Origin of the sequence: Nakamurella panacisegetis (genome assembly GCF_900104535.1) — a bacterium.
GTDB classification, from domain to species: Bacteria; Actinomycetota; Actinomycetes; order Mycobacteriales; family Nakamurellaceae; genus Nakamurella; species Nakamurella panacisegetis.
In genome coordinates, this window is the sequence record NZ_LT629710.1 from 2,208,043 (window position 1) to 2,224,828 (window position 16,786).

The window sequence follows — 16,786 nt, forward strand, 5'->3', positions numbered from 1 at the left end:
ATCCTCCTGATCGATGAGGGCACAGGCTACCGGCCGGCGGTGATCAGGTCGGAGCGGTCCTCGTCATTCCGAACAGCGGAAGCCCCCGTGTGCTCGAGACCCGCGTCAGTTGGTCAACAGCTGGTAGTCGGGATTGGCGATGACGTACCCGGCGTCCTGCTGGAGCGAACGGCCCTGGACCCGGAGCAGCCGGCCCGGTTCGATTCCGGCGACGGTGCGCCGTCCGTAGAACTGAACCGTGAGATTGCCGGTCGAGTCGGCGATCTCGCAGACGAAGGTCGGGCTGTCGCCGACGCAGCCGACCCTGACCGTCCGCACCCGTCCCTGGACGTTGCAGGAATCGCCGGACACCAGGTCGCGGATCGGGACCGCACCGGCCGGCGGTTCGGGCGCGGCGTACTTCAGGATCGCGGTCCGGGTCGACCCGGTCGGGCGGTCGGCCAACACCGCGGTCACCGGTCGCGCCGGTGGCTCCGGGAGATCGGCTCGCCGATCCTCCTGCATCGAGGTGATCTTGGCGTTCGTGTCGTAGGGAATGATCGTGGCCGTGGCGTTGGGAATTCGGCTGATCAACCGCGCGAGATGGTCTGCCGTCCGGTCGTGCAGCAGGCGGCCGAGCATGGTGGCGTAGCTGCGTCGCGGCAACAACACCGTCACCTCGGTGCGGGGCCTGGCCTCTCTTGCGATCATCTCCAGCGTGGCCCGGCCCAGGCGCCGATCAGGGCAGTCGACCAGTTCCAGGGGGACGATCTGGGCGGCTCGCTGCCACTTCTTCGAGAGCCGATCGGCGTGCGCGCTGTCGAGCACGAAATGCACGGCACGGAGCGTGCTCGGACGCAGGCTCTGCCCGTACCGAAGCGCCTCGACCGAAGCCAGATCGAGGGCGTCGACGAAGACCAGCACCGTGTGGTGCGAGTACTTGGTGCCCGCCGAGAGCCGTTCGGAGTCGAGGTCGCGCAGCACCTCGGCCTCCGTCCGGTACTCGCGATTGAGTCGGATCAGCGCGAACACCAGTACCGGGAACAGGATCACCACCACCCAGGCGCCCTCGCTGAACTTCACCACCGCGAAGATCAGAACCACGATCAGCGACGTGGTGCCGGCGGCCACGTTGAGCGCGATCTTGCGCCGCTGGCCCGGACCGCCGTGGGTCCGAAAGTACTTGGCCATGCCGAAACCGGCCATGGTGAACCCGGTGAAGACGCCGATCGCGTAGAGCGGGACCAGGGCGTCCAGCTTGCCGTCGGTGGCGACCACCAGGACCAGCGCCACCGCCGTGAGCACCATGATCGCGTTGGAGAACACCAGCCGATGCCCGCGCTTGCGGAGCTGGCGAGGCAGGAACGCGTCGTCGGCGACGAAGCTGGCCAGGAACGGGAAGCCGTTGAAGCTGGTGTTGCCGCCGGTGTACAGGATGATCGCGGTGGCCGTCTGCATGACCCCGAACAGGATGTTGCCGACCACCCCGTGCCCGAACACCAGGCGGGCTTCCTGGCTGATCACCGACGGGAACCCGTCGGCGTACGGCGTGGCGTGGGTGAAGTGGGCCAGCAGGGAGACCCCACAGACCAGGAAGCCCAGAGTGCAGGCCATGACCAGCATGGCCTTCCTGGCGTTCTGCCCTTCCGGGCAGCGGAACATGCCCACCCCGTTGCTGATGGCCTCCAGACCGGTCAGCGAGGAACCGCCGTTGGCGAAGGCACGCAACAGCACCATCGCGGTCGCGCCCATCACGAAGCCGTTGGCGTGGCCGATGTGCACGCCCTGCAAATGCGTCGGGTCGATCTGCGGCAGGTTGCCCATCAACTCCCGGATGATGCCGACGATGATCATGGAGCCGGCCACCAGAGCGAAGAAGTAGGTCGGCAGGGCGAACGCCTTGCCGGCCTCCTTGATCCCGCGGAGATTGCCCCAGCACAGCAGCAGGATCATGCCGACGTCGATCAACACCGGCCGAGGACCGACGCCGAGCACCGGGAAGGCCGACACAACGGCCACCGTCCCCGCGGCGATCTGCACGGCCACGGTCACGACGTAGTCGATCAGCAGGGCGACCGCGGCGACCTGGGCCACCCGAGGGCCGAAGTTCTCCTTGGCCACGATGTAGGACCCGCCGGCCTTGGTGTACACCGACACCACCTGGCGGTAGCAGATGGTCAACAGCACCAGGATCGCGATCACGACCCCGGTGATCGGCAGCACCAGGGTGAAGGCGCCCAGCGCGGCGTACGGGAGCAAGGCGGTCAGGATCTGCTCGGTGCCGTAGGCCGAGGACGAGATGCAGTCCGGGGCCAGGACGCCCAACGCCAGGAACTTCCCCAGCCGCTCGTGCTTGAGCTGGTCGTTGGTCAACGGCGGTCCGAGCAGGCGGCGCTTGACGCGGTAAGACAGCCGCTCTGGGAGGTTCAGGTCGGGGAGGACGGCGGAGGATGCCGCGATGGGGGTGGGTGACACGGCCCGAGTGTCGGCGGGGCACACGAGAGGGTCAACGCACCGGGGTCGATCTTGACGAATTCTTGACGGCCAACGACCGGCACTGATCTGAACTCGCAGGTCAGAGCGTTCAGCGCGACACCACTGCCCAGCAGTTTCGATCCCTTTGCGGCCATCGACAGGCCCCGAGAGCCCGAAAGGCCCAGGACCTCGTGTTTAGCGCTGCTTCTCATTCCGCGTGTCCTCACCTGTATGCCAACGCGCCGTTCACTCTGTCGAGATCTGTCTTACGGTGTATGACTTGAGATGTAAGGCAGCAAGAGCCGTCGTAACGTGTGTGGCACGCCCCACGAGGGTGGACCCGATGTCGCGGATTCGCCCGCGGAGCGAACTGGCAGATGTGGATCGGCCGCTAGTGAAAGGCTTCAGATGAGTGCGGACCGGGTCCCGTTGACGAGGGAGCGAATCGTCCAGGCCGCGCTCGGGTTGGCCCGCCAGGAGGGTCTGGCCGGCGTATCCATGCGCAAGCTCGCCCAGGAACTCGGCGTCGAGGCCATGTCCCTCTACCACCACGTCCCGAACAAGCGGGCCCTGCTGGTCCTGATGGCCGATCGTTCGCTCGCCACTCTCCGCCCGGTCGACCCGGCGACGCCGTGGACGGAGCGCCTGACCGGACTCCTCCAGGACATCTTCCACGCCGGTATGGAGAATCCGGCCATGATCTCCGTGCTCGTCGCGCAGGAACTCGACGCCCCCGACGTCAACGTCTCCGGTCGCTCGGCCATCGAGGTGATCGATTCCATCCTGGAGATCCTGGCCGATTCGGGGCTGTCGGCTCAGGATCAGGTGCACGCCTACAACTCGCTGATAAGTCTGGTCTGCGGGTTCGTGCTCGGTCCGGCGCTGGCCCTGACACCGGCTCCGCCCAACGAATCCGTCCGGGAGCAGCGCCGTCTGAGCGGCGCCGCGGTCGAGACGTTGCCGGCCCTGGCCGGCGTGCTCGACCGGCTCCATACGGCCGACGCCGCGGCCGATCTGAGGTTCAGCCTCGATCTCTACGTCGGCGCCCTCGACCGGCTGGCCGCGTCGAAGTAGCGATGACGGCCTCGTCCGGGTGGCCTGGGCCGGTCGCCGGTCGTCGCGCCGGGTAGGTTCGCGTTCATGAAGCTGCTACGGGTCGGACCCGCGGGATCGGAGATCCCCGTCGTGATGGATCGGACCGGTGCGACGTTCGACGCGTCGGGCATCACCACCGAATTCGACGGGGCGTTCTTCGCCGGCGGCGGACTGGCCCGACTGGCCGCGGCGGCCGGTCGGCTCCCCTCGATCGACATCACCGGACGCCGGCTGGGGGCGCCGATCGCGCGGCCGGGGGCGGTGCTGTGCATCGGCATGAACTACGTCGCGCACGCAGCCGAGACCGGCTCGCCCCCGCCGGCCGTACCGATCCTGTTCTACAAGTCGCCCAACACCGTGGTCGGGCCGAACGACGAGGTGCTGATCCCGCGCGGGTCGAGCAAGACCGACTGGGAGGTGGAACTGGGCGTCGTCATCGGGTCCACCGCGCGCTACCTGCCGTCCCGGGAGGCGGCGCTGGAGTGCGTCGCCGGGTACGCGGTGTCCAACGACGTCTCCGAGCGCGCCTTCCAACTCGAGACCAGCGGCGGGCAGTGGTCCAAGGGCAAGAGTTGCGAGACGTTCAACCCGCTCGGTCCCTACCTCGTCACCCCGGACGAATTGGGCGACCCGCAGGACCTGCGGCTGCAGAGCTGGGTGAACGGCGAGCCGCGTCAGGATTCCAACACGTCCGACATGATCTTCGACGTCGCCGAGATCATCTATCAGCTGAGCCAGGTTCTCGTCCTGGATCCGGGGGATCTGGTCAACACCGGAACCCCGCAGGGCGTTGCCCTGTCCGGCCGATTCCCGTACCTGCAGCGGGCTGACGTGCTCGAACTTCAGATCCAGGGTCTGGGCCGGCAACGTCAGGTGATCGGCCAGGCGTGATCGCGATCGATCTCAACGCCGACCTGGGCGAGAGTTTCGGGTCCTGGACGCTCGGTGACGACGACGCCATGCTCGAGGTGGTCACCAGTGCCAACGTGGCCTGCGGGTTCCACGCGGGGGACCCGTCGACGCTCTGGCGCACAGTGCACGCCGCGGCCCGGCACGGAGTGGTGGTCGGCGCCCAGGTCGGCTATCACGACCTGGCCGGTTTCGGCCGGCGGTTCATCGACGTGGAGCCGGAGGACCTGGCGGCCGACGTCATCTACCAGATCGGTGCGCTGGCCGGCGTGGCCCGGGCGGCCGGAACCCGCGTCCGGTACGTGAAGCCCCACGGCGCGTTGTACAACGCGATCGTCGGGCACGCCGACCAGGCGGCCGCCGTGGTGGCCGCCGTGACCGCCTACGACGACGACCTGGCTGTGGTCGGACTGCCGGGGTCGGCGTTCCTGGCCGCGGCCGAGCGCGCCGGGCTGCGGACAGTGCGGGAGGCGTTCGCCGACCGGGCGTACGCGGCGGACGGGACATTGGTGTCGCGACGTGAGCCGGGCGCGGTCCTGCACGATCCGGAAGAGATCGCGACCCGGATGGTGGACCTGGTCACGTCCGGGCGGATCCGGGCCGTCACCGGCGAATCGATTGCCGTGCAAGCCGATTCGATCTGCGTGCACGGTGATTCGGTTGGTGCGGTCGGGATCGCCCGGGCCGTGTACGAGGCGTTGACCGCAGCGGGGACCCGGGTGCGGTCGTTCGTCGAGTGAACTGGGTGGATCGGCCCGCCGCGGCCTGATCGGACCGGTGGGATCGACGTCTTTCCCGGGACCTCAGCGGCGAGTGAACTCCAGGTCGAAGATCTCCCGGCCGGCGGCGATGCCGCGCCGCTCGAACCGGGTACGAGGGCGGAAGTCCGGTCGGGCGGCCCAGCCGGGGTAGGCATTGCGGAGCCCCTTGGTCGTGCTTCCGACGGCGAGCATCTGCTCGGCGTACGGCGCCCAATCGGTGGCCAGCCGGAAAGTGCCGCCCTTGCGCAGTCGCGACGCCACCAGTTCGGTGAAGGGCGGCGTGACCAGGCGCCGCTTGAGGTGCTTGGTCTTCGGCCACGGATCGGGGAAGAACAGCCATGCCTCGGCCAGCGAACCCGGCGCGATCAACTCGGTGAGGATCTGTACCCCGTCGCCCCGCATCACCCGGACGTTGCTCGCCCCGGCCCGGGCCAGATGGTGGAACGTCTGAGCCACTCCGGGCTTGTAGACCTCGACGGCCATCAGGTTGATGTCCGGGCGGGCCACGGCCATGGCCGCGGTCGATTCACCCATGCCGGACCCGATCTCGATGACGAGCGGCGCGGACCGCCCGAACGCCCGGTCGCCGTCGAACGGATTCTCCGGCCCGTAGTCCTCGGGGTCCAGGTACCAGCTCTCGGCGTGCTCGGTCCACGCCCGACGCTGGACGTCGTTGAGCCGGCCACCGCGAGGATGGAAACTGACCACCCGACGGAAGTGCGCGGGGAGGCCGTCCTCCGGCGTGACGGTTCTGATCCGCGAGTCCTGCATGCTCGCCACGGTAGGTGGCGGGGGAGCCGGAAAGCGAATCCGGATCTTTCCGGCGCCGGTCGGTCAGGCGTCCCGCTTGTTCAGCACGACCGCCGCGATCAGCCAGAGCACGATCCCCGTGGCCAGGAACACCAGCAGCCCCTGGATCGGTGTCGGTCCGCCGCTGGTGGTCGCCCGCCCGACGGTCTCGACGTTGCTGGTCGGGCTGACGAACTCGGTTCCGGCGGTGAACGGCATCCAGGCGTGGATCTTGTCGCCGACCTTGGGGATCAGCTGGAACAGGCTTTCGAACAGCAGCGACCAGACCAGCAGCAGGCTGATCGCCCCCGCCGACTGCCGCAACAGGGTCCCGACGGCGACGGCGATCACCGCGGCGATCGCGAACAGTGCGGCGTAACCGGCCACCTCCCGCCAGACCTCGCCCTCCAGGACCAGTGGGATCGGCGGGTTCGTGGCCAGCGCCTTCGTCAGGAAGAAGGCCGCGATCGCGCACACGAAGCCGAGCACGGCTCCGAACACGGCCAGCAGCACCGTCTTGGCCAGGAGCACGTTGACCCGGTGTGGCGCGGCCAGGAAGGTGCTCTTCATGGTGTTGAAGCGGTATTCGGTGGTCACGGCGAGGGCGGCGATGATCATGAAGACGCTCTTGCCCAGGTTGACCCCGCTGACCCCATTGACCGTGGTCGCCTGGGAGCCGTGATCGGACAGCCCGATGACCAGCGCGATCAGCACCGACGCCACCAGGATGGACGCGACACACCAGTACGGGGACTTGGTCGACAGCAGCTTGATCCGCTCGACCTTGATCAGGCTCATCATCGCGGCTGTCCTTCCGGTCCGGTGGTGCCGGTCGTGCCGGGTCCGCCCGGCGGACCGTACCTGTCGGGCGGCCCGTACCCGCTTTGCGGACCGTACCCACCGGTCCCGCCGCCCGGGGCAACCGTCCCCGACGGCAGCATCGGGTCCCCTCCGGCCGGGAGCCCATGACCGCCGTACTCGACCGAATCGCCGGTCAGCTGCATGAACGCCTCTTCCAGCGATCCCTGGACCCCGGACAGTTCGTGAAGGGTGATTCCGGCGGCGCCGGCTAGATCACCGACCTGCTCGATCGGGGCGCTGTGCACGGTGAGCGCTCCGTCGGTCGGTGTGATGCGGATGTTGTTGCGGACGAGCAGGTCGGCCAGCTCGGCCAGACGTGGCGAGCGCACCTTGACCGTCGACTCGGTCGACTCCTTGATGAAGTCGGCCGTGGATGCATCGGCGATCAACCGGCCCCGGCCGATGACGATCAGGTGATCGGCGGTGACGGCCATCTCCGACAGCAGGTGAGAGGACACGAACACGGTGCGGCCGGCGGACGCCAGGCTCTGCATGAACTGCCGGATCCAGACGATGCCCTCCGGATCGAGTCCGTTCACCGGTTCGTCGAACAGCAGCACCTCGGGATCACCGAGAATGGCACCGGCCAATCCGAGCCGCTGTTTCATGCCGAGGGAGAACTTGCCGACCGCCTTGCCGGCCACGCTGGTGAGGCCGACGGTGTCAAGGACCTCGTCGACCCGGTGGGTGGGCAGCCCGTTCGAGGCGGCCATCCACCGCAGGTGGGCCCGTGCGCTCCGGTTCGGGTGCACCCAGTTCGCGTCGAGCAGCGCGCCGACCTTGGTCAGCGGCCTGACCAGCGAGGCGTACTGGCGCCCGTCGATCAGGGCCTGGCCCGAGGTTGGGTTGTCCAGACCCAGGATCATCCGCATGGTGGTGGACTTGCCGGCGCCGTTCGGGCCGAGGAAGCCGGTGACCACGCCGGGCCGGACCGTGAACGAGAGATGGTCGACGGCCTTGGTACGGCCGAAGGTCTTGGACAGTGCCGTCACTTCGATCATGAGCCCATCCTGCAGCAGCAGGGAGGCAAGCGCGCGTATTCCCATGGCATCGGACGCGATGATGCGTGCTTTGCTGCCGGATGTCGCGGTTTCCAGCGGTCCTGCGGACGATCGCTCAGGCCGACGGCCCGGTCACCGGCCGACGGCGGGCGGTGGACGTGATCGACCGCGTCAGCGATGTAGTGGCTGCCGGCGGCGACGGATTCGCCTTCACCGTGGCCATGGCATTCGGCCTGGCCGTGGCCGCGGCGTTGAGCCTGGCCGTGTCGGCGGCGGCCGGTGTGGTGAACTCGGTCGGTGCCGGGGCGGCCCGGGTCTCGGTCGAGGCGGCCAGCCCCGCGGCGGCCGGGGCGGTGGCGACGGCCAGCACCAGGCAGGCGATCGCGATCGGTATCTCCAGCGTGAATCCCATGACGAGGGCCACGGTTCGGGCGCTCCCGGCGGCCGAGGTGGTCATGTCGATCCAGGCGTCGAGTGCCATCAGCGCAGAGGTGAACGCCGCGGGCAGACTCCGGTGGCGGCTGCGGCGCCACTGCAGGATCCCGGTGACGATCAGCCCGATCGCCTCGGCAACGTCGAGTCCGATCCACATCGTCGACCAGTTGCTCGCTTTGACGGTGCCCGGCAGCTGGAAGGACAGGTAGATCAACCAGGGAATGATGAAGAGGCCGGAGACGATCAGCAACGGGCCGAGTATCCGATGGCGACTGCTGATCCACGTGCTCACTCCATCGAGAGTATGTCCGAATGCGAAACATCGGGTGGCCGTGACCTATGCAGGCCCTGTGGGTGTGGGCTTCCCCTACCGCCGTCCGATCATCGCCCCGACCCGTCCGCCGACCGCCACCGCGAGAACGATGATGGCCGCGATGACGACCGATGCGATCAGCGTCCCGAACGGTTTCCGCATGTCCCGGGGGCCGCGCTCCCATCCGTGCAGCAACAGGGCGAGCGCCGTCAGCGATCGCGTCGCGTGTGCCTGGAGCACCACCCTGGGCCGTGGGGCTGCGGTCGCCGGCCGACCAGTGGGTGAGGGGTCGGTCACGGGAGTCTCTCGCCGAATTCGTCCGGCTCGTCGGCCGGGGGATCAAGGCGCCGTTGGACCAGGGTCCCGAAGCCGCGCTCGAAGCCCGGCGCGGCCAGGCTGGGTGAGGGGGTGAACTCCGGCTCCGCCGAGCCGGTCTCCGCCGGGTCGGTCTCCGCCGGGTCGGTCGGCCGTTCGCCCCGGTCCTCGTCGTCGGTTCGGATGCTCTCGGCCACGGACCGGACCAGCGCCTCGAGCGGGTCGGTCAGTTCCGGGTAGGCACTCGCGGTCGACAGCACGACCGTCCACGACGTGTCCGGGATGGGCACGAAGATCTGGATGCTGGTCAGGGCCGCGACCTGGGCCGTCCCCGGCACCATCATCGTCATCCGGTCGCGGTGCAACACCCCGGGCCCGGTTGCCGTGTTGATCTCGCTGGTCACGCCGGTCCGCGGCAGGATGTCGTGGATCCGGCCGAGTGAGGCCGGACGGCCGTCGCCGGCGAACGCCACGTGCAGGCCGAAGCTCGCGGCGCCCCCGGCGGCCCGGCGTCCGACGGTGACCAGACTCAGCGCGGCCCCGGCTCGCTGACAATCGGCGACCAGCCCTTCGAGCAGGCCGACGATCTCGCGTCGCTCCCGAGCGGGCAGCCGGGCGCCGCGGAAGGTGGTGTCGATCAGGTCGTCGGCCGAGCGCCGCCAGGTGCCCGGGTTCGAGTCGAGCGGGGACCAACTGGACGGGACCGAGATCCAGAGTGGGAACGGCGGGAACGGAACGTCCGGGTTGAGCTCTGTCCGCTGCGCGGCCAGCTCGTCGATGCGCGTCATACGGCCCGCGCCGAACCCTGTGGGCCACCAGCGGAACCGCCGGGCCGCATCGCCTTCGCCAGTTCCTCATCGGTCTGCGCGGCGATGGTCCCGATCTGGGTGCTCAGCTCGCCGAAGCCGCCGATGTTCTCGCCGAGTTTCTTGACGCTGGCCTCCCACTCGGACCGGAAGTGCCCGATCGCGTCGTTGATCCGGGACTGGTCCTGAGTGAGACCGGCGATGTCGAAGGCGCCCTTGGACTTCGAGCCGATCTGCTCGGAGATGCCTCTGAGGTTGGCGCCGACCGACTGGAGCGCCGCGTACGGATACTGCGCATGAGGAGTGGACACCGTTGCGCCTGCCTTTCCTGACCTGCCGTGCGGGTGGTACCCGGGACGCCGGTATGCGATCACGGACGAACCGGCGGTCGCGATGGTCCCGGGTCGTTCCGTGGGTCATGCTGCCAGGGCCCGGGGCGCCGACGGACGAGTTGTCCACAGTCGATCCGTCATTGCCGGGCTGGAACTCGTGGCCCGCGCCTCCCGCTGACGACGGTCAGCGGGACCGTTTACGGGCCAGGACATGTCCACCGGGGAACCGGTCGGACGGCCCGGCTTCGACCCGCAGCCGGGCCATCTCGTCGAAACCGGCCGTGGTCAGCCGCGCGGACATGGCGTCGATCGACCAGCAGAAGGCGGGGGACACCTTGTGCTCGAACGCCGTCCACCCGGGCGGCCCGGCGTCGCCGGTCTGGAACGACAACAGCAGGAGACCACCCGGCGCCAGGACCCGGGCGAACTCGGCGAACGCCGTCGGCACGTCGGCCGGCGGCGTGTGGATGATCGAGAAGTGCGCCAGGACGCCGCCGACGGACGCGTCCTCCAGCTCCAGGTCGAGCATCGAACCGGTGTCGAACGCGAGCTCGGGGTGGGCGTTCCGGGCCAGCTCGACCATCGCCGGCGACAGGTCGATGCCACGTGCGGCCAGCCCGAGGTCGGCCATCCAGCTGGTCACATGTCCCGGGCCGCAACCGATGTCGAGGACTGTCGGGTTCTCCTGGCCGCCGACGAGTTCGGCGAACGCCCGCAACATGGCCAGATCGAGGGTCTGCTCCCGGAAGACGCCGGGCACCCAGTCGGCGTAGCGCTGGGCCATGGCGTCGTAATTGCGGCGGGTGAGCTCGAGCGCACGGGTGTCCGTCATGGATGGGGAGGCTAGCGGCGGTCACCGACAGCCCCCGCGGCTCCCGCGCCCGGCTCGCCTGGCGCGCATCGACCGGTATGACATTCACGCTCTCAGGCCGTTTCAGCGTGAATACCATTCCGGTCGACGGTCGGGCCGCTCCGGTGAACGTCAGTCGACCGCGTCGTCCGGTCGGTGGCCGAGCTGGATCAACACCGGCTTGCGGCCGCGGCGGATCAGCGTGCCGCGGCCGGGTGGTTGGACCGACAGGTGCACCCCGGGGTAGATCGCGCCCTCCTGACGGTCGCCGGACAGCAGCAGACCGGTCGCCCCGACCTCCCGCAGACGCTGCGGCACCGGCTCGTACAGCGCGCGGGACACGCCCCCGGAGCGGCGGGCCACAATCAGGTGGAACCCGACGTCGCGGGCCTGGGGCAGGAACTCGACGAACGGCGCCAAGGGTCCGGCGCCGGCGGGGGAGAGCAGGTCGTAGTCGTCGACGATGACGAAGATCTCCGGCCCGCGCCACCAGGACCTGGTGCGCAGGGCGACGGCGGTCACGTCATCCGGGGGCAGACGTCCCCGGAGCTCCCCGGCCACGCCGGCGGCCATCCCGGCGGCCATGGCGGTGGTGCCGGCGTACGCCCCGAGGTAGTCCTCGGGCACCACGTCGAGCAGAGTGCGCCGGACATCGAACACCGCGAACACCACTTCCTGGTCGGTGTATCGCGACACCAGATCCCGCACGAGCAGCTTCAACAGCGACGTCTTGCCCGACTCCGCGTCGCCGACGATCAGCAGATGCGAGTCGGCGCCCCGCCAGTCCAGCTCGACCGGCTTCAGATCGGTCTCGTCCACCCCGATGACGATGCCTGCGCGCGGGCCGGCCGAGGCCAGCAGCCGGGCCTGGTCGACCAGCGTCGGCAGCATCCGGATCGGCGGGACCGGATCGCCGGGCCACGCGGCGGCGATCGAGCGGATCAGGGACTCCAGGGTGGTCCCCGGCGACGGACCCGCCGGGTCCGCCGGCTCGGTCGCGGCCGGCTCCGGGGCGGCCGGCCCCGGCGTGGTCGAACCGCCGGTCGAGGTCCCGCGAAGGCGACCCGGCAGCCCGGCGGCGAATTCCGGACGGGCGATCTGCGCCATCAGGCCGCCCTCGACCAGGCAGCGCCCGGGGTTCCCGGCGCGCAGGTTCACCGCCTGCTTGCGGCCGAGCACCGAATCACCCGGGTCGTTGAGCCGGAATTCGATCTTCGTCCCGATCGCCGCCTGCAGTTGCATCCGGACGTCCGACCACCGGCCGCAGGTCAGGATCAGGTGGATGCCGTAACCGGGGCCGCGGGTTCCGAGGTCCTGGACCAGATCGGCCAGATCCTCGAAATCGCTGCGCAGCACCGGAAAGTTGTCGATCACCAGGAACACGTCGGCCACCGGCAGTTCGGTGAGCCGGCCCCGCCGGAACGCCTCGCGCATGGCCTCGACCGAATCGAGCCCGAGCCGGGCGAACAGCTCCTCCCGCTCGGCCAGAGCCGCCGCCACCTCGGCCACCGTCCGGCGGACCCGGTCCGGCTCGAGCCGGCTGGCGACACCGGCCACGTGCGGCAGGCCGTCGAGGACGCGCAGCGCTCCGCCTCCGAGATCCAGGCAGTAGAAGGCGACCTCGCCCACCTGGTGGCTCAGGGCGGCCGAGACGACCAGGGTCCGCACCAGGTTCGACTTGCCGGTCCGGGGAGCACCGAGGACGGCCAGGTGCCCGCCGGACGCGGCCAGGTCCAGTCGCAGCGGCTCCTGCTTCTGCTCGGCCGGTTTGTCGAGCCGGCCCAGCGCGACCGTCAACGGCGGCGGCGCCGATTCCGTCCGCAAGCCGAGGACACCGTCGACCCGCAGCCCGCCGACGACATCGTCAAGGGTGAGTTCGGCCGGGAGCGGGGGCAGCCAGATCGGGCTGACCTGACGGCCGGCCCGGGCGAGCTGACGGACGGCCACGTCCAGCACCGTCGGGGCCAGGGCGTCGTCGGCCGGCCCGGCCGCCGGGCGGTCCGGTGCGACGGCGGCCAGGTACTCCGCCGTGTCGTTGAACAGCGGGAAAGGGGCCGGTACCGGTGGCGCGTCGACCAAGGTCTCTGCGGTCGCCGGCGGCACGTACGGCCCCGATACGTAGCCGGCCTTGAACCGCTCGAAGACCGTGGTGTCGACCTTCAGGAAGCCCGATCCCGGCATCGGCGGCAGCTCGTAGGCGTCCCCGACGCCGAGGACGGCCCTGGACTCGCCGACGTTGAAGGTCCGCAGGCCCAGCCGGTAGGACAGGAACGACTCCAGTCCACGCAGCCGGCCCTCCTCGAGTCGCTGGCTGGCCAGCAGCAGATGGACCCCGATGGACCGTCCGATCCGTCCGATGGCCAAGAACAGCTCGATGAAGTCGGGTTTGGCCGTGAGCAGCTCGCCGAACTCGTCGATGACCACGAACAGGTTCGGCAGCGGGGCTCGGCAGGCCTCGTCGCCCTGGTCGCGGCGACGGTTGTACTCGGTGATGTTGGGCAGGTTGCCGGCGTCGGCCAGCACCTGCTGGCGGCGCTTCATCTCCCCGAACAGGGCGTCGTGCAGGCGATCGACCAGGCCGGTGTCGTCGGACAGATTGGAGATCATCGCGGCGCAGTGCGGAATGTGCTCGAGGCCGGCGAAGGTGGCGCCGCCCTTGTAGTCGACCAGCACCATGGACAGCCGCTCCGGCGGATGCAGGATGGCCAGGGTCAGCACCAGGGTGCGGAGCACCTCCGACTTGCCCGACCCGGTCGCCCCGACGCACAACCCGTGCGGACCCATACCGCCCAGGGCCGGCTCCTTCAGGTCGAGAAAGACCCGCTCGCCGGTCGGGCCCAGCCCGAACGGCACCCGCAGGAAGTCGGCCCCGGCCCGCGGAGCCCAGGTCCGGCTGACGTCGAAGTGCGCCGGGTCGGTGACCCCGACCAGATCACCGAGGTCGAGCGTGGCGTCCAGCGGAGCGGCGGCCGCGGTCTCCTCGACCAGCCGTACGGCCGTCAACTCCCGGACCAGGGCCCGGAGGGTTGACGCCTCGATCCGGTCGCCCAGCCCGGTCCTGGCCCCGGCCGCCCTGAGGCGGGCCTCCGCGTTGTCGTCCTCCCCCGGAGGGCGCAGGTCCTGCACCGTGATCCCGGCATCGTGGCAGGTCAGCCGGACGTCGACCCGTTCCGGTTCGAGGGCTGCGTGCTCGACCAGGGTGACGACGCTGATCCCGAGATCGGCTGGTTCGAACTCGGGAGGCAACCCGATGAACAGGTCGACCGACACGCCCAGGTCGACGATGACCACCAGCGCCGGTCCGAGCCGGGACGGGTCCGCCCGCCCGAACCGACCGGCCCGGACCGCTTCCGAGGTGCGGCGCGAGATCTCCGGGCCAAGGAGCGTGGCCAGCTGCTCGGCATGCTCGGTGACCAGGCGTTTCGGGGCGGACCCGTCGAACTCCTCGGTGGAGAGGGATTGCGGCAGCCACTTGAGCCAGTCCAGCCATCCCGCGCTGCGCCGCGGAACGCACCCGTAGATCCGCAGTTCACCCGGCCCGTGCGTGGCCGCCAGCTGGGCCAGGGCCGCGGTGACGATCTGACGGACCGGCCCGGACGGCCCGACCACGCAGACCCGGCCGTTGACGGGCAGGCCGATCGGCATACCGGCCACCACGCGGTCCCGCTCCACGATGCGCAGGGTGGCCGCGGCGACCACCACGTCCGGCTCGGCCAGTTGATCCCGTGCGGGGGGAGCGCTCACCCTTCGCCACAACGGGCTGGACCCGGTGCCGACCCGGGCGATCAGGAAGTCCGGGTCCTGGGGGCGTCGCTCCCACAACCGGAGGGGATCCCGGACCAGTTCCGGCAGCACCGCCGGGTCGGGGTGGTGCCGCAGGGCGCGGGAGCGCTGCTCGGCCACGGCCACGGCCAGGTCGGATCGCACGCGGTCCAGATAGTCCAGATACCGCCGCCGCAGGTCGGTGGCTCGCCTGGCGGTCCCGGTCCGCTGGGCCACGAACATCACCACGGCGCCGCCGATGGTGGCGGTCAGCATGATGCCGCCGGCGATCAGCATCACCGGGTTCCGGTTGGCCACGATCATGATCAACGATCCGGCGCCGCCCATGATCGGCATCAGGATCTGCATGACGCCCTGCAGACCGGCCGCGGCGTCGGGCAACGTGGGGGGCGCGAGCAATTCGACCGGGCGCAGATCGACCGGCTCCGGGTGGCTCCGCGCCGGGCGGTGGATCAGCCGTTGGGTCATGCGTCGGACCTCTCCTCCCGAGTGCGGCCCTAGACTACGGCGGTCGGGCAGCCGACCGGGGGGTCTTCGCCGGATGTGTGGACGGCCGGACGTGGGGCCATCGGCGGTTGACGGAACCGAACGGTCGCCGGAGCGGTCCAGGCGGACGTCGGGGCCGCGATCGGCGGCACCGCAGGCACGCGCTCGAGGGAGGTTCATGAGCACCCGGTTCACCAGGGTCACCGTCGTCGGTGACGGTCGGCAGATCGATGTCTCGCTCCCGGCCGACGCGCCCCTGACCGAACAGATGCCGATCGTGCTGCGCCTGCTGTCGGTTCCCACCGGTGCGGCCCCGGTGCGTTGGCGATTGGCCGCCCCCGAGTTCGGGGCCCTCGATCCGAACCGCTCCCTGGACGACGTCGGGGTGCTGGACGGGGCGGCCCTGTACCTCACCGAGGCGGCGACCGCGCCCCCGGCGCCGTTCGTCGACGACGTGGAGGAGGTCGTCGCCGAGACCGTGGTCGACGCGGCGCCGGCCTGGCGGGATCAGGCCAGGCGGAGTGGGATCGCCTGGCTGCTCGTGGTCGTCATGGGCGGCGGCCTGCTGCTGGGCCTCGGTACGACCTCGGCCGTGGGCTGGATCGCCCCGGCCGTGGTGTTGCTGGCCGCCCTTGCGGTCGGCGCGGCCATCGGAGAACCGGGCGGCCGGACGGCCGCCCTCACCGCGGTTCCGGCTGCTCCTGCGGTCGTCCTCGGGGTCGTCGCGGCCCGACCGTCGATCCTCGGCCGGGTGGGCGACCTGTCCTTTCCCGGAGTAGTGCCGACCCGGCCGATCGACGAACTCGGCGTCGCGTGGAACGGATTCCCCCTTCTGCTGGTCACCGCGGCGGCGCTCGGACTGGCTGCGGCCGGGGCGGTGGGCCGGACGCCCGGTCTGGCCACCGGTGCGCTGATCGGCGCTCTCGCGTCGGTCGGCGGCCTGATCGGGATCCGGGCCGGGCTGCCGGTCGATCGCACCGCCGCCCTGGCGCTGGTGCTCGCCGTGGTGCTCACCGGCCTGGCCGGCCAGGCGGCCCTCGGGGGCGCCGGGCTGGTCGACCTGATGGTGGCCGACGAGCGCGGGGAGCCGGTGCCCCGCGCGCTGGTCGTGGCCGCGGTCCGGCGGGGGCTGTCCCTGGCCGGTGGCCTCGTCGGCTCGGCCGCGGTGGTGGGCGCCGTGGCCGGCTGGGAACTGATCGTCCGTGCTCCCGACGACGGCAGCATCGCCTGGACCGCCCCTGCCCTCGGTATTCTCGGCGGCGCGGTGTTCGGGTCGCGCAGCCGGATGTTCACCCGGGCGGCCCACATCGGGCCGATGTTGGCGGTCACCGTGGTCGTTGCGGTCGCGGTCGCTCTGCGGCTGCCCGCCTGGCTCGAGTTGACCCCGGCCACCGGGTCGGTCCTGGTGCTCCTGGTCTTGATGGTGGTCGGTGCGCTACTCCTGCTGGGCGGTTTGCGTACGCTCCGCGAAGTGAGCGGGGCCCGGGTACAACGCGGGCTCGAGCGGTTGGAGCTGCTGGCCGTGCTGGCCCTGGTGCCCGGGCTGGTCCTGCTGTTCCGGGTCATTCCGGCAGTTCAACGATGGTGGGGCTGACC

The 16,786-nt window shown here is 70.3% G+C and carries 14 protein-coding genes; 4 read left to right on the top strand and 10 right to left on the bottom strand.

The genetic code is table 11. From position 1 onward, the window contains the following. Nucleotides 1-105 precede the first annotated feature (105 nt). Nucleotides 106-2,454 carry an amino acid permease gene (locus tag BLS97_RS09650; RefSeq protein ID WP_090481807.1) on the bottom strand — a complete coding sequence of 783 codons (2,349 nt, stop codon included), beginning with the start codon at nucleotides 2,452-2,454 and terminating at the stop codon, nucleotides 106-108. A 429-nt stretch (nucleotides 2,455-2,883) separates the two neighbouring features. On the opposite strand from BLS97_RS09650, the gene BLS97_RS09655 reads away from it, so the two are divergent. The 3 genes from BLS97_RS09655 (at nucleotide 2,884) to BLS97_RS09665 (ending at nucleotide 5,198) form a co-directional block, all read left to right on the top strand. Then, complete coding sequence (locus tag BLS97_RS09655) at nucleotides 2,884-3,528, top strand: TetR/AcrR family transcriptional regulator (RefSeq protein WP_157695331.1); 645 nt, start codon at nucleotides 2,884-2,886, stop codon at nucleotides 3,526-3,528. A 66-nt stretch (nucleotides 3,529-3,594) separates the two neighbouring features. After that, nucleotides 3,595-4,440, top strand: coding sequence for a fumarylacetoacetate hydrolase family protein (locus BLS97_RS09660; protein ID WP_090475791.1), 846 nt, complete (start codon nucleotides 3,595-3,597; stop codon nucleotides 4,438-4,440). Next, nucleotides 4,437-5,198, top strand: a complete 762-nt coding sequence (locus BLS97_RS09665) for a LamB/YcsF family protein (protein WP_090475792.1) — start codon at nucleotides 4,437-4,439, stop codon at nucleotides 5,196-5,198. The genes BLS97_RS09660 and BLS97_RS09665 overlap by 4 nt, the downstream gene beginning before the upstream one ends. Nucleotides 5,199-5,261: 63 nt before the next feature. Here the strand turns inward: BLS97_RS09665 and trmB are convergent, their stop codons facing one another. The 9 genes from trmB to eccCa all read right to left on the bottom strand — a co-directional run bounded on the left by trmB (nucleotide 5,262) and on the right by eccCa (nucleotide 15,172). Beyond that, nucleotides 5,262-5,990, bottom strand: coding sequence for a tRNA (guanosine(46)-N7)-methyltransferase TrmB (gene trmB, locus BLS97_RS09670; protein WP_090475793.1), 729 nt, complete (start codon nucleotides 5,988-5,990; stop codon nucleotides 5,262-5,264). A 63-nt stretch (nucleotides 5,991-6,053) separates the two neighbouring features. Beyond that, complete coding sequence (locus BLS97_RS09675; RefSeq protein WP_157695332.1) at nucleotides 6,054-6,809, bottom strand: hypothetical protein; 756 nt, start codon at nucleotides 6,807-6,809, stop codon at nucleotides 6,054-6,056. Further along, nucleotides 6,806-7,870 (bottom strand): ABC transporter ATP-binding protein, encoded by a 1,065-nt coding sequence (locus BLS97_RS09680; protein WP_090481810.1) that lies wholly within the window; start codon nucleotides 7,868-7,870, stop codon nucleotides 6,806-6,808. The genes BLS97_RS09675 and BLS97_RS09680 overlap by 4 nt, the downstream gene beginning before the upstream one ends. Nucleotides 7,871-7,985: 115 nt before the next feature. After that, nucleotides 7,986-8,597: a hypothetical protein gene (locus BLS97_RS09685; RefSeq protein ID WP_090475795.1), complete on the bottom strand. Its 612-nt coding sequence runs from the start codon at nucleotides 8,595-8,597 to the stop codon at nucleotides 7,986-7,988. Between the two features lie 75 nt (nucleotides 8,598-8,672). Next, nucleotides 8,673-8,858, bottom strand: coding sequence for a hypothetical protein (locus tag BLS97_RS09690; RefSeq protein ID WP_157695333.1), 186 nt, complete (start codon nucleotides 8,856-8,858; stop codon nucleotides 8,673-8,675). Between the two features lie 53 nt (nucleotides 8,859-8,911). Then, nucleotides 8,912-9,721 (bottom strand): hypothetical protein, encoded by an 810-nt coding sequence (locus BLS97_RS09695; RefSeq protein ID WP_090475797.1) that lies wholly within the window; start codon nucleotides 9,719-9,721, stop codon nucleotides 8,912-8,914. Then, the gene (locus BLS97_RS09700) at nucleotides 9,718-10,050 is read right to left on the bottom strand and encodes a hypothetical protein (RefSeq protein ID WP_090475798.1); all 333 of its coding nucleotides are present in this window, start codon (nucleotides 10,048-10,050) and stop codon (nucleotides 9,718-9,720) included. The genes BLS97_RS09695 and BLS97_RS09700 overlap by 4 nt, the downstream gene beginning before the upstream one ends. A gap of 205 nt (nucleotides 10,051-10,255) precedes the next feature. After that, nucleotides 10,256-10,903 (bottom strand): class I SAM-dependent DNA methyltransferase, encoded by a 648-nt coding sequence (locus BLS97_RS09705; protein WP_090475799.1) that lies wholly within the window; start codon nucleotides 10,901-10,903, stop codon nucleotides 10,256-10,258. Between the two features lie 150 nt (nucleotides 10,904-11,053). Beyond that, the gene (gene eccCa, locus BLS97_RS09710) at nucleotides 11,054-15,172 is read right to left on the bottom strand and encodes a type VII secretion protein EccCa (RefSeq protein ID WP_172832251.1); all 4,119 of its coding nucleotides are present in this window, start codon (nucleotides 15,170-15,172) and stop codon (nucleotides 11,054-11,056) included. Nucleotides 15,173-15,368: 196 nt separating this feature from the next. Between eccCa and BLS97_RS22835 the strand changes: the two genes are divergently transcribed. Next, entirely contained in the window at nucleotides 15,369-16,784 is a 1,416-nt protein-coding gene (locus BLS97_RS22835; RefSeq protein WP_172832252.1) for an EsaB/YukD family protein, read from the top strand. The last annotated feature ends 2 nt before the right edge of the window (nucleotides 16,785-16,786 follow it).